Raw genomic sequence first — 13,398 nt, 5'->3', positions numbered from 1 at the left:
GTTTTCCGGCGGGGGCGCATTGGGGTAATACTCGCATTATAGCGCCCCGCCGAGAAAACCACAGCCCGACAGACTCACGAAGACTGAGGACTGCGGAGCGTAAGGCGTAGCGTAGCTATCACGAAAGTTCTTTGCGCCGCTTTCTTACAAGAAAGCGGCAGTTCTATCCGGCACAAAGAATGTCAGACAAATAACCCTACGGTTATTTTGCTGCGATCTTGGCCCAAGAGTCCTTGAGGCCCACCGTCCGGTTGAAAACCGGGGTGCCAGGTTTCGAGTCGCTGTCGGCGCAGAAGTAACCGAGACGCTCGAACTGGAACTTGTCGCCCGGGACGGCATCCGCCAGCGCCGGTTCGCAGTAGGCCTGTACGGTCTTCAGGGAGTCCGGGTTGAGGTTGTCGAGGAACGAGCCGCCCTCGGTCTGCACTTCGTCCGGGCTTTCAACGGCAAACAGGCGGTCGAACAGCCGCACCTCGGCCGGTACGGCATGCGCGGCCGATACCCAATGGATGATCCCCTTGACTTTTCGTCCGTCGGACGAGCCGCCGCCCAGCGACAAGGGGTCGTAGGTGCAGCGCAATTCCGTGATTTCACCCGTGGCCGGGTCTTTCACCACCTCGTCGCACTTGATGAGGTAGCCGTACCGCAGCCGCACTTCGCCGCCGGGTCTGAGCCGGAAGAACTTCTTCGGCGGTTCTTCCATGAAGTCGTCGCGTTCGATGTAGACTTCCCGACCGAACGGCACGTTCCGCCGGCCGGCCGATTCGTCTTCCGGATTGTTGACGCACTCGATCTGTTCGACTTGTCCCTCGGGATAGTTGGTGATCACGACTTTCAAGGGGTTGAGCACGGCCATCCGACGCAAGGCGGTCTTGTTCAGGTCTTCGCGCACGCACCACTCCAGCAAGCCCAGGTCGATGACATTGTCGCGCTTGGCCACTCCCACCTTTTCGGCGAACATTCGGATGGATTCCGGCGTATAACCGCGCCGCCGCAGGCCGCAGATGGTGGGCATCCGCGGGTCGTCCCAGCCGGAGACGTATCCTTCTTTGACGAGTTGCAGCAGTTTGCGCTTGCTCATCACGGTGTTGGTCAGGTTGAGCCGTGCGAATTCGTACTGGTGGCTGGGGAAGATCCCCAGTTGCTCGATGAACCAGTCGTACAGCGGTCGGTGGACGTCGAATTCCAGCGTACAAATCGAGTGGGTGATGCGTTCGATGGAGTCGCTCTCGCCGTGGGCGTAGTCGTACATCGGGTAGATGCACCACTTGTCGCCTGTCCGATGGTGATGGGCGTGGATGATGCGGTACATCAGCGGGTCGCGTAGGAGCATGTTGGGATGTCCCATGTCGATTTTGGCCCGCAAAACTTTCTCGCCGTCTTTGTATTTCCCGTCGCGCATCTCGGCGAACAGGCGCAGATTCTCTTCGACGCTACGGTTCCGGTACGGGCTGTCGACGCCGGGCTGGGTCACGGTCCCGCGACCCTGTCTGATCTCTTCCTGGGTCTGGTCGTCGACGTAGGCCAGGCCTTTCTTGATCAACTCGACGGCCCAGTCATAAAGCTGCTCGAAATAATCGGAGGCGTAGTGCTCTTCGGCCCACTCGAACCCGAGCCACCGGATGTCTTCCTTGATGGAGTCGACGTACTCGACGTCTTCTTTCACGGGGTTGGTGTCGTCGAATCGCAAGTTGCACTTCCCGCCGTATTTCTTGGCCATCCCGAAGTTCAAACAGATGGACTTCGCATGCCCGATGTGCAGATACCCGTTGGGCTCGGGTGGAAAACGGGTGTGGACGCGGGGCTCGCCTGCGGCGATCGATTGCTCGATGATCTCTTCTATGAAGTTCAGCTTGTCGGTGCTTTCCATAGGAATGTTCGCTTTGTTCTATCTTACAAAGATATTGTTTTTTTTGTCTGTTTGACCGGACGGAACCGTACCTTTTCTGAAGAAAAGGTACCCAAAAGACTTTTATGATAGCTACGCTACTCCTTAGGCTTCGCAGTCCTCATGTTTCGCGAGTCTGTCGGGCTGGGTTTTCTCGGCGAGCGCGCTAATAACGGGCAAAGAACCCAAGCGCGCTGCGCCGGAAAACCCCAGCCCAACCAACAAACCGAGAGTTGGGCGACCGGCAGCTTGAGGATGCGTTAGCATCCGTCTAAAGTTTTTCTGGTTCTCTTTGTTCACAAAGAGAACAGTTCCAGCTGGTCATAAAGCAAAAACAGATAGTTTTGTCGGAAAGAATCAAATAGAGAAGCTATGAAAAAGACAGTGATCGAGCTGGAGAACATGGAGTTTTACGCCTATCACGGGCATTACGAAGAAGAGCAGAGAGTAGGGAACCGGTTTCGGGTAGACCTGCGGTTCGAAGTCGACAGCGCGGAGGCCGCCCGGACAGACGAGCTCGCGACCACGGTCAGCTACCTGGACGTATATCAGAGCGTGCGGCGGCAGATGGAGATTCCGTCGCACCTGCTCGAGCACGTCGCCGGGCGGATCGTGGAGGCGTTGCGGGCAGAGTTTCCCGCCGTGGGAGCCCTGCGGTTGAAGGTCTCGAAACTCGACCCGCCGTTAGGCGGTCAGGTTGAGAAAGTTAGTCTGGTGGTGGAAGATTAATCGGGTGATATACAGTCGATTAATTAAATGTTAATAAGTTTTTGGCCCCTGTGATTTCGGCAGGCGGAAAGGGCCTTACCTTTGTCTCCGGAAACCGAAATTCAAGACCAAAACATATCATGCAGGATCTTAAACAATATTCCTACGAAGAGGCCGTGGCCGGCGCGCGCGACTACTTCAACGGCGACGAGCTGGCGGCGACGGTGTGGGTTAGCAAGTATGCCCTGAAGGACTCGTTCGGCAAGATTTACGAATGTTCGCCGGAGCAGATGCACCGCCGGATCGCCCGCGAGTTGGCGCGGATCGAGGAGAAGTATCCCAATCCGATGAGCGAGGAGGAGATTTACGGGATGCTCGACCACTTTAAATACGCGGTGCCGCAGGGCGGGCCGATGACCGGGATCGGGAACGACCTCCAGATCGCTTCGATCTCGAACTGTTTCGTGATCGGACACGAGACGCCGGCGGATTCGTACGGCGGGATTATCCGCATCGACGAGGAGCAGGTGCAGCTGATGAAACGACGCGGCGGGGTGGGGCACGACTTGTCGCACATCCGGCCGACGGGCTCGCCGGTGCTGAACTCGGCTTTGACCAGTACGGGGATCGTGCCGTTCATGGAACGCTACTCGAACTCGACGCGCGAGGTGGCGCAGGACGGACGACGGGGGGCTTTGATGCTGTCATTATCGATTAAGCATCCGGATGCGGAGCGCTTTATCGACGCGAAGCTGGAGCAGGGGAAGGTGACGGGGGCGAATGTCTCGATCAAGGTGGACGACGAGTTCATGCAGGCGGCGATCGACGGAAAACCGTACAAACAGCAGTTCCCGATCACGGGTGACAAGCCGATGGTGTCGGGCGAGGTGGATGCGGCGGCGCTGTGGAAAAAGATCGTCCACAATGCCTGGAAATCGGCGGAACCGGGGGTGCTCTTCTGGGATACGATCATCCGGGAGTCGGTGCCCGACTGCTATGCGGACTTGGGCTTCCGGACGGTGTCGACCAATCCGTGCGGCGAGATTCCGCTGTGTCCGTACGACAGCTGTCGGCTCTTAGCGCTGAATCTCTACAGCTATGTGGTCAAACCGTTTACGCCGGAGGCGCGGTTCGATACGGCCAAGTTCAAAAAGCATGTGCGCAAGGCGATGCGGATGATGGACGACATCATCGATATCGAGCTCGAAAAGGTGGAATCGATCATCGCCAAAATCGAGAATGACCCGGAGGCGGCGGATATTCGGCGGGTGGAACGGGAGTTGTGGGGCAAGATTCGAGAAAAGGCGCTGATGGGACGCCGGACGGGGCTGGGGATTACGGCCGAAGGGGATATGCTGGCGGCGCTGGGGATGCGGTATGGGTCGGACGAGGCGATCGCGTTCGCGGCGGAGTTGCAGAAGACGCTGGCGGTGGAGGCTTACAGAGCTTCGGTCGAGATGGCGGGCGAACGGGGGGCGTTCAAGATGTACGACGCGGCGAGAGAGGCGGAAAATCCGATGATTCAGCGGGTTCGCGAGGCGGATCCGAAGCTGTACGACCTGATGGTGAAGCAGGGGCGAAGGAATGTGGCGATGCTGACGATTGCGCCGACGGGGACGACGTCGCTGATGACACAGACGACCAGCGGGATCGAACCGGTCTTCCTGCCGGTCTACAAGCGGCGGCGGAAGGTCAACCCGAGCGATAAGTCGGTGAATGTCACTTTCGTGGACGAGGTGGGGGATTCGTGGGAGGAGTACAATGTCTATCACCACCATTTTCTGACGTGGGTCAAGGTCAATAAGGGGCTCACGGACGAACAGATCAAAAAGCTGTCGGACAAGGAGGTGGATAAATTGGTGGCGGAATCGCCGTACCACAATGCGACGTCGAACGATATCGATTGGGTGGCGAAGGTCAAGATGCAGGGGGCGATGCAGAAGTGGGTGGATCACTCGATTTCGGTGACGGTCAACCTGCCGAACGATGTGACGGAGGCGTTGGTGGACGAGGTCTACCGGACGGCTTGGAAGTCGGGGTGCAAGGGGGTGACGGTCTATCGGGACGGAAGCCGGGCGGGGGTGCTGGTCAAGAAGGACAAGAAGAAGGAGGAGGAAGATGGGATTCCGGCCAGCCGACCGATGTCGCTGGAGGCGGATGTGGTGCGGTTCAAGAACGGGCCGGAGGATTGGATCGCGTTCGTGGGGCTCTATAACCACAAACCGTATGAGATATTTACGGGGAAGGTGGATGAGGATGCGCTCTATTTCCCGAAGACGATCAAGAAGGGGAATATCATCAAGGTGATCGAGAAGGACGGGACGAAACGGTATGATTTCCAATATAAGGATAAGTACGGGTATGTGAATTCGGTGGGGGGGATTTCGCGCTTGTTCGACGAGGAGTTCTGGAACTATGCGAAGCTGATTTCGGGGGTTTTGAGGACGGGGATGCCGCCGATCGATGTGGTGAATCTGGTTTCGTCGCTCCGGCTGAACAGCGACACGATCAATACGTGGAAAAACGGGGTGGCGAGAGCGCTGCACAAGTATATCCCGAACGGGACGAAGCCGAAGGGGGGCAAAAAGTGTCCGGAGTGCGGGCAGGAGGCGCTGGTGTATCAGGAGGGGTGTCTGGTCTGCACGAATTGCGGACACTCGAAGTGCGGTTGATGCGGCAGGGTTGGTATAAATTCCTTGTTTTGTTTTGGGGTTCAGGGCCGGAACTATCCGGCCCTGAATCGTTTTTAGGGGGATTGTTGTGGGGAGAGGTGTCTTGCGGTTGGGGACTGCCTTTGCGAGTTGTTGGGGTAGAGGCTGCCTTTTGCCCACCGCGGGCACGCGGGGCCTGCCCGGCCTGAGGGCAGTACCCTCCTGTTGGCGAAGACGCGCGCCCTGCCTTAGGAGGGGAATCGTCAAAATGTGTTGGCATATTTTGACAAGATTTCCCCGGCGCGCACCAAGAACTGGGCTGAACTGATTAAGCGATATGAAGTATCGCTCTGTCCCGCCGGGGTCACCCGGCCGGCCCGAGGCCAGTTTTAGGCGGGTCAAAGCTCGACCGCGCGCGACTGCTGAAGTAGGAAATCATTCAAACGCGTGTGGCGCGTTTGAATAAGATTTCCGCCAGCGCGCGGACAAAGAACGGCGCGCGAAAAAACTCGATTCTGCACGAAAAATCCGTCGCCCGCCCGCCTAAGAGGGCATATTCTGCCGATTGGCGGTGAGCCAATCCGGCAAGAATTGCCGCGGGCGACGTTTAGGAGTAGATACGCCTATCTTTCGAGTGCCGAGCGGCACCGGCGGAGCGACAGCGGAGCCGCAGTGAGGCGGACACGGGGCGGAGAACTGGGGTGAGCTTTGGGCCGTGTCTTGTTCTTCAAGCGGGAAAACCGATTACGGTTTTTCCGCCGCGCTGGGCCGAGCATGGGGCTGAAATTTGGGCGGTGAGTTGGGTCTTGTCTGTTCTTCGGGCTCGAAAACCGATTGCGGTTTTCGAGCTGGACCGGCCTGAGCTTCTGCGGCTCTACGAGCCGCCGGGCTTGCGGCGGGGCATCTTCAATGCCCGGGCCGGACGCCGCAGCCCGCCCCCGACAGAATTGGGGCGAGGTTGGTGGCCGGGCTTAAGGCTTTACTCTCGGATGAGAGCGAATAGCGCGATTCCGTGAGGAATCGCCGTCCTCGGCGAGGGCGACGCATTAGCGGCGCAGGGGAGGCGCGCCGAGGACGAACTTCTGAGAATAGGGCGATGAATGAGCTGAGCTCCAGCGATCTTTAGGTCGCCGGCCTCGTCGCCCAGCGGCGAAGCCGCTCGGGAGAGTGGGCGACAGGCCGAATCCGACAGAATGTGGTGATAAACGGGCGGTGGTTTGGGCGAAACTGTTGCGACCCTTTAGGGGTGCCGGGCCTGCGCGCTGGGCCTTCGGCCCATCCTCGGAGCCGCAGCCCGAACCCGAAAGAAATGGAAGACAAGCCGAACTTGAAAGATTTGGGCGGTGAATGAGGAAAGTGCTTTTGAGGGTCGAAGCCTGCGGGGCCCACAGCAACGTTAGTTGTGGGCCTCCGCTGGGGGAGGCTTCGGCCCGCGCGGTTCTTCGAACCGCAGGATTCAGCTCAAAAGTAGGGTAGAGGCTGGCGGCAAAAAATGCTGTGCGTCCGTTTATTCCGAGAGGCAACGCAACTGACGACCGCCGGCACGGTTGCCCGAGTAGTTGAGGGTGAGCTCTGTCGCGGCGAAGCTCAAGTACATGCCGCCAGTTCCGCCAAAGGAGGAAGACCAACTGTATCCGTAGTTGCCGAGGCCACCCGGCTTGCCCGAAGAGTAGTGGCGGTAGCCCGGGCGATGCTGCTCGGCCAGTGAATCGTAAATGTAGGAAAGAAAAAGAGTAGAAGCCCGGGTTCTAAGTTCCCAATCGGTTTCGGCGAAAGCTCTCCTGCCCGTTTATTCCGAGAGGCAACGCAACTGAAAACCCCATCCGCGATCATTCACGCCACTGGAGTTAATCCATGTTGTCCCGAAATTCAAATTCATGCCGAAAGTACCGCTGATCGTAGAGCCCCAGCTGTACCCACGGTGGCCGATGTCGTGCAGTGCGCCCGAAGCTGCCCAGCGGTAGCCCGGGGCGGTGCCGCTCGGCATTCGAAAGCAGGCCGCCTCTATCCTAAATTGCCCCCACAGGCACGTCTCCTTCTGTTTATTCCGAGAGGCAACGCAGCTGAAAACCGGAGGCGCGATTGTCTGAATTGTTGGTGCCGAGGCCTCCCGTGCCGAAGCCTAAACACAAACCGCCGGTATTGCTGCTGCTGAATGCAGATGCCCAACCGTACCCGTAGCGGCCGCTGCCGTCCTGCAAACCCGAATATGTGTTGCGGTAGCCCGGGGCGGGCGATCGATCGATCAAATTGATGGAATAATAGATACAGCCTCTTAGCGCCGCTGCATGTTTTTCACCTTCTTGGCCATTGCCGAGGCGAAGATGAAATCTTCCAGCTCACGATTGTCTGCGTCGAGAATGTCGTCCTTCGTCCCTTCCCACCACTTTTTCCCCTGATAGATGAAGATGATCGTGTCGCCGATCTCCATCACGGAGTTCATGTCGTGGGTGTTGATGATGGTCGTGATGTTGTACTCCTGGGTGATCTCCTGGATCAGGTTGTCGATCACGACCGAGGTCTTCGGGTCGAGCCCCGAGTTGGGCTCGTCGCAGAAGAGATATTGGGGGTTCATCACGATCGCCCGTGCGATCGCGACCCGCTTGATCATCCCGCCGCTCAGTTCCGACGGGTAGAGGTGTTCGGCGTTGGTCAGGTTGACGCGCTTGAGGCAGAAGTCGGCCCGGTCTTCCTTCTCGCTCTGAGACATGTCGGTGAAGAGGTCGAGCGGAAACATCACGTTTTCGAGCACGGTCGAGGAGTCTAACAACGCGCCGCCCTGAAAGATCATACCCAGTTTCTGACGGATCTCGCGCTTCACTTCGAGCGGGGCGCCGCTGAAGCAGAGGTCGTCGTAGAGGATCTGGCCGCTGTCGATCTCGTGCAGGCCGACGAGGCATTTCAACAGCACGGTCTTACCCGAACCGCTCTGGCCGATGATCAGGTTGGTCTTGCCGGGCTGGAAGGTGGCGGTGATCCGGTCGAGAACGGGCCGCCCTTCGAAGGATTTGCAGACGTCGATGGCACGTATCATTTGGTCAGCATGATTTGGGTGAGAATCAGGTTGAAGATCAGGATCACGATGCTGCTCACCACGACGGCACGGGTGCTGGCGCGCCCGACTTCGAGCGAGTTGCCTTTGGCGTAGTAGCCGTAGTAGGCCGATACGGTGGAGATGATGATGCCGAAAACGCAGGCTTTGGTGATCGAGTAGCTGATATAGAAGGGGTTGACGGCGTACCGAATCCCGGCGAGGTATTCGAAGGGGGGGAATATCTGGGTCGCCTCGACGACGAGGTAGCCGCCGATGACGCCGATGATCATACTCATGATGGTGAGCAGGGGGAAAAAGAGGGCTGAGGCCACCACTTTCGGCAGGATGAGGTAGCTGGCGGAGTTGACGCCCATAATCTCCAGGGCGTCGATCTGTTCGGTGATCCGCATGGTGCCGATCTCGGAGGCGATATTGGAGCCCACTTTCCCGGCCAGAATCAGGGCGACGATCGTGGAGCTGAATTCCAGTACGATCGATTCCCGGGTGGCGTATCCGATGAGCATCTTCGGGATGAAGGGGTTTTCGAGGTTGTTGGCCATCTGGATGACGACCACGGCGCCCATGAAAACCGAGATGATCGCGACGATGCCGATCGAGTTCAGGCCGATGGATTCCATCTCGAACAGGGTGCGGCGGCGGTAGATCGAGAGTTTCTCGGGGCGCGCGAAGACTTTCCGCATCAGGGTGAGGTATTCGCCGGTCTCTTTGAATATGCGCATGGTGGGTTTCGATCGATGAGGGGGGTTAGACGAGGCCGAGCCGGGCGGAGATCTCCAGCATCCGACGGATGGAGCCTTCGGCGCGGCGGCGCACCTCTTCAGGGATGAGGATTTCGGGTTGCAGGCTCTCCAGGGCGGCGGCGATCTTCGGCAGGGTGATGAGTTTCATGTAGCTGCAGTTGTTGCAGCCGCAGGAGGGGTCGCTCGGCGGGGCGGGGATAAAGGTCTTGCCGGGGGCGGCGAGGCGCATCTGGTGCAGGACGCCGGGCTCGGTCACGACGATGTAGGTGTCGGTCGAGGTGTCGTTCACGGCGTATTTCAACAGGCCGGCGGTCGAACCGACGTAGTCGGAGATGAGGACGATGGGCCGTTTGCACTCCGGATGGGTCAGCACTTTGGCGTGGGGATAGGCCTGTTTCAGTTCGAGGATCTTTTCGAGCGAGAACTCTTCGTGGACGTGGCAGGCGCCGTCCCACACGAGCATGTTCTCGCGCCCGGTGATGTTCCGGATGTAGTTGCCGAGGTTCCGGTCGGGCCCGAACAGAATGGGTTCGTCGGGGGGTAGCGAGCGGACGATCTCGACGGCGTTGCTGCTGGTGCAGACGATGTCGGTCAGGGCTTTGACTTCGGCGGTGGTGTTCACGTAGGAGATGACGGTCCGCCCGGGGTTCGCGGCGATGAAGGCGGCGAACTCGTCGGCGGGGCAGGAGTCGGCCAGCGAGCAGCCGGCGGCCATGTCGGGCATCAGGACGGTTTTCCGGGGGGAGAGGATTTTGGCGGTCTCGCCCATGAAGTGGACGCCGGCGAAGAGGATGACGTCGGCGTCGGTGGTCGCTGCCCGCTGCGACAGGGCGAGGCTGTCGCCGACGAAATCGGCGATGTCCTGCACGTCGGAGTCGGTGTAGTAGTGGGCCAGAATGACGGCGTTGCGCTCGCGGCGGAGGGTGTCGATTTTCTCTTTCAAAGCATCCATAACAGGGCAAATATACGATTTTCCGCGGGTTCGGCGGCCATAAAAGCGGTTATAAAAAAGCGCCGTCGCTCCCTCGTTGAAGGAGAAACGGCGCGGATGGAGGGCATAGTATGCCGCGGAAGGGTTATCGGCGTCCGCCGGGGCCACCGCCGGGAGGCGGGCCTGCGGGGCCGCCTCCGTGAGGCCCGCGCTGCCAGCTCGAACGGTCGTTGGTGCCGTAGTTTTCGGCGGAACGGTTTTTCCGGGTGTCGAACTTGTAGGTGAAGCTGAGCATGAAGTAGCGCTTCAGTGTCCGGGTGAGGGTGGTCTGGGTGTAGGTGGCGTTGCTGCTCTGCCAGAAGGAGCGGTTCTGGTTCAGCAGGTCGTAGGCCGAAAGGCGCACTTCGGCTTGCTTGTATTTCAGGAACTTATACCCGATGGCGGCGTTCAGCAGGGCGTAGTGTTGGGTGTAGCTCGACTGTGTCCCGACGGAGTTGCGCCAGGTGGCGTCGGCGTTGATGAAGAGCCCTTTCCAGAGGAAGACGTTCAGGAAGGCGGCCAGGTCGTTGCCGATGTAGCGGTCGAAGGTGCGGTCGGCCTGACCCGAGGCGCGGTCTTTCTGTTTGCTGACGGTGAAGTTCAGCGAGGGACGGTAGGCGAGGGTGAAGTCGACGTTCTCGGAGATGTTGCTGGTCAGCGAGAGGTTCATCCCCATCCGGTTGCTGTACGAGAGGTATCTCTCGTGGTCTTCCATCGAGGGGGTCTTGGCGAACTGGTAGCGGAAGCCGATGTTCATGTTGCTCCGGATGGGTTGGATCCGGAAGCTGTAGATGCCGAAGAGGTTGGCGTTGACGTAGCCGTTGAGGTTCACCGGGGTGGAGACTTGGGCCCCTTTGACGACGGTAATTCCTTTGATCTCTTCGTCGGCGGTCAGGTAGCGGCGGTGGGTCGCGATGTAGTCCTGGGTGAGGTTGGCGAAGGCGAAGAGGTGGAAGTTGGTCGATTTCTCGGGGTTGGCGATGTTGTAGGAGACTTGCAACCGGTCGGTATAGCTCTGTTTCAGGTCGGGGTTACCGTAGTAGACCTGAAGGGGGTTGCTGACGTTCAGTACGTCTTGCAGCTGGTTGACGGTCGGGGTGGAGGTGCTCCGGCGGTATTCGAACTGGAGGCTCTGCATCTTGGTGGGTTTCCATTCGAAACGGACGCGGGGCAGCCAGGCGTCGAAGTGGTAGCGGTTCTCCAGCTCGCGGGGGTAGGTCTCGTCGTCGTTCAGGGTGGTGTACTGGTAGCTGAGCGAGGCGTTGAGGGTCATCTTATCTTTCTTGACCCAGTTGTAGCCGATGGTTCCGGCATGGCGGGTCTGGTCGCGGTTGAAGAGGTTCGAGGTGGTGGGGTCGAGCTCCAGTATCTCGTTCAGCAGCGGATCCCAGTCGTAGCTCAGGATCTTGGAGTCGGTCTTGTCGTAGCCGATGCGGTAGCTGAACTGCAAGCGGGAGGATGGCGACAGGGGTTCGGCGTAGCTCACGCGGCCGGAGGCGTCGAAGCCGGGGGTGCCGAGGGTGCCGATCTGGTTCAGGGTGCTGTAGGTCAGGTCGCCGGTGGCTTTGGTGTAGAGGTCGAGCAGCGAAAGGCCTTCTGCGCTCTCGTCGCCGGTCTCGTCCAGCGAGCCGTATTCGGATTGCTGGGTGCGGTCGCCCCAGCCGTTGCTGCCGCCGACGGAGCCGCCGACGGAGAGGGTGCGACCGGCTTTCCCGAAGCGGTGCATCCAGAAGAGGTTGGCGGAGGCGTCGTAGGTGCCTAATTTCGTGGCGTAGCGGTTGGCGGCGGTGTTGGTCTCCATGGCGTTGAGCCAGGTGCTGGTGAGGTTGGCGCTGTGGCCGTGGTTGGTGGAGTAGGTGACGCGCGGACGGAAGAAGATGCGGTTGGTTTCGTTGGGGTTCCACTCGATCCGCAGGTTGGCGCGGTGCTGGTAGTTGTAGCCTCGGGTGGCGGTGGTGTCGTAGTACTGGCGGTTGCCTTCGGTGTTGTAGTTCTGGGTGATGGCGCGCCAGATGTCGGCGTTGACGTTGTTGAAGAAGTAGCTGCCGTTGATCTTCACTTTGGAGAAGTCGCCCTGGTAGTTGAGGCCGGCCATGGTGGTGGTCTGGATACCGCCGCGGACGCCGGTGGTGAACTGGCTGGCGTCGATGCCGCCGCCCATGCCGCCGCGGCGCCCGGTCATGGCGCTGGCGATGTCGTTCAGGGTGAAGCCCTGGTTGTTGACGTTGTTCCGCGCGGCGAGAATGGTCCACCGGTGGGTGGGGTTGAAGATGTTGGCGGCGGCGCCCAGCGAGTAGCGGTTGTCGGTGCCGTAGCCGGCGTAGACTTTACCGAAGGCGCTGGAGCTGACGCCGCTTTTGGTGACGATGTTGATGGCTTTGATGCGTTCGCCGTCGTCGAAGCCGGAGAATTTCGATTCGTCGCTCTTGTCGTCGAAGACTTGCATGCTGGCGACGACGTCGGCCGGGAGGGTCTTCAGGGCCAGGGCGGGGTCGTCGGCGAAGTATTCTTTGCCGTCGACGTAGACTTTGCCGACGGTCTGGCCGTGGACTTCGACGGCGCCGTTCTCGTCGGTGGTCACGCCGGGCATCTTCTTGAGGAGGTCTTCGCTGGATGCGTCGGGGTTGGTCTTGAAGGCGGCGGCGTTATATTGCAGGGTGTCGCCGCGCATGGTGGCCATGGGGGCCTGGGCGGTGACTTTCACTTCGTTGGTGGTGATGGCTTCGGGGAGCATCCGAATGGTGCCGAGGTCGATGGTGCGACCGGACGAGGGGTCGATCGGCTTGCGGTAGTCTTTGTAGCCGATGAACGAGATGCTGAGGGTGGTGCTTTTCTCGCGGCTGACGATGGTGAATTCGCCTTCCAGACCGGTCAGGACGGTGCGTTTGGCTACGTCGGGCTCGGTGGGGTTGATCATGACGTAGGCTCCGGGAATGGGTTTGCCGTCGTCGCTGCCGATTACTTTCCCTTTGATGGTGATGGGGGCTGCGGCTGCCAGGGCGGGCCATAACAGCAATCCGACCCATCCGATTACTCTTCTCATGCTACAAATCACGTTTACGTTATCTCTGGTTTTGAATGAATTTTCCGTTTATGCGTGCGGGGTGGGACCGGGTTGTTTCGGGTGCCGTGCGGGCAGATCCGGTCCGCGCGACCCTACGGGTCGCAAGAGCAACGCCTCTTTGCTATGAGATTCGTCCTCGGCGCGCCTTGTTGATGCTGTTCGCCGCCAGCGGAGGCACAAAAGCAACGCCTATTCGCACTTGAGTTAAGCGGGTCGAAGCCTGCGGGGCTCACAGCAACGTCAGTTGCGGGCCTCCGCTGCGGGAGGCTTCGGCCCGCGCGGCTCAACGAGCCGCAGAAGTTCAGCCCAACTCCTTGCACCG

At 59.6% G+C, this 13,398-nt stretch carries 9 protein-coding genes; 2 read left to right on the top strand and 7 right to left on the bottom strand.

Translation table 11 applies throughout. From position 1 onward, the window contains the following. Window positions 1-202 precede the first annotated feature (202 nt). Window positions 203-1,870, bottom strand: coding sequence for a glutamine--tRNA ligase/YqeY domain fusion protein (locus ACTO3O_RS07840; protein WP_297830216.1), 1,668 nt, complete (start codon window positions 1,868-1,870; stop codon window positions 203-205). Window positions 1,871-2,260: 390 nt separating this feature from the next. Between ACTO3O_RS07840 and folB the strand changes: the two genes are divergently transcribed. Continuing rightward, window positions 2,261-2,617 (top strand): dihydroneopterin aldolase, encoded by a 357-nt coding sequence (gene folB, locus ACTO3O_RS07835; RefSeq protein WP_294593004.1) that lies wholly within the window; start codon window positions 2,261-2,263, stop codon window positions 2,615-2,617. A 119-nt stretch (window positions 2,618-2,736) separates the two neighbouring features. Beyond that, the gene (locus ACTO3O_RS07830; protein ID WP_297830219.1) at window positions 2,737-5,268 is read left to right on the top strand and encodes an adenosylcobalamin-dependent ribonucleoside-diphosphate reductase; all 2,532 of its coding nucleotides are present in this window, start codon (window positions 2,737-2,739) and stop codon (window positions 5,266-5,268) included. A gap of 1,768 nt (window positions 5,269-7,036) precedes the next feature. Here the strand turns inward: ACTO3O_RS07830 and ACTO3O_RS07825 are convergent. From ACTO3O_RS07825 to ACTO3O_RS07800, 6 genes are all read right to left on the bottom strand, one after another. Continuing rightward, complete coding sequence (locus ACTO3O_RS07825; protein WP_297830221.1) at window positions 7,037-7,234, bottom strand: hypothetical protein; 198 nt, start codon at window positions 7,232-7,234, stop codon at window positions 7,037-7,039. A gap of 55 nt (window positions 7,235-7,289) precedes the next feature. Further along, window positions 7,290-7,496 carry a hypothetical protein gene (locus ACTO3O_RS07820; protein WP_297830223.1) on the bottom strand — a complete coding sequence of 69 codons (207 nt, stop codon included), beginning with the start codon at window positions 7,494-7,496 and terminating at the stop codon, window positions 7,290-7,292. Window positions 7,497-7,522: 26 nt separating this feature from the next. Continuing rightward, window positions 7,523-8,281 carry an ABC transporter ATP-binding protein gene (locus tag ACTO3O_RS07815; protein WP_297830225.1) on the bottom strand — a complete coding sequence of 253 codons (759 nt, stop codon included), beginning with the start codon at window positions 8,279-8,281 and terminating at the stop codon, window positions 7,523-7,525. After that, window positions 8,278-9,021: an MlaE family ABC transporter permease gene (locus tag ACTO3O_RS07810; protein ID WP_294593012.1), complete on the bottom strand. Its 744-nt coding sequence runs from the start codon at window positions 9,019-9,021 to the stop codon at window positions 8,278-8,280. Before ACTO3O_RS07810 ends, ACTO3O_RS07815 begins: the two co-directional genes overlap by 4 nt. A gap of 25 nt (window positions 9,022-9,046) precedes the next feature. Then, window positions 9,047-9,994 (bottom strand): quinolinate synthase NadA, encoded by a 948-nt coding sequence (gene nadA, locus ACTO3O_RS07805; protein ID WP_297830227.1) that lies wholly within the window; start codon window positions 9,992-9,994, stop codon window positions 9,047-9,049. 124 nt (window positions 9,995-10,118) lie between these two features. After that, window positions 10,119-13,055 carry a TonB-dependent receptor gene (locus tag ACTO3O_RS07800; RefSeq protein ID WP_297830229.1) on the bottom strand — a complete coding sequence of 979 codons (2,937 nt, stop codon included), beginning with the start codon at window positions 13,053-13,055 and terminating at the stop codon, window positions 10,119-10,121. Window positions 13,056-13,398 lie beyond the last annotated feature (343 nt).

This window comes from Rikenella sp. (genome assembly GCF_056799795.1).
This window is presented reverse-complemented; position numbering and strand designations above follow the sequence as displayed.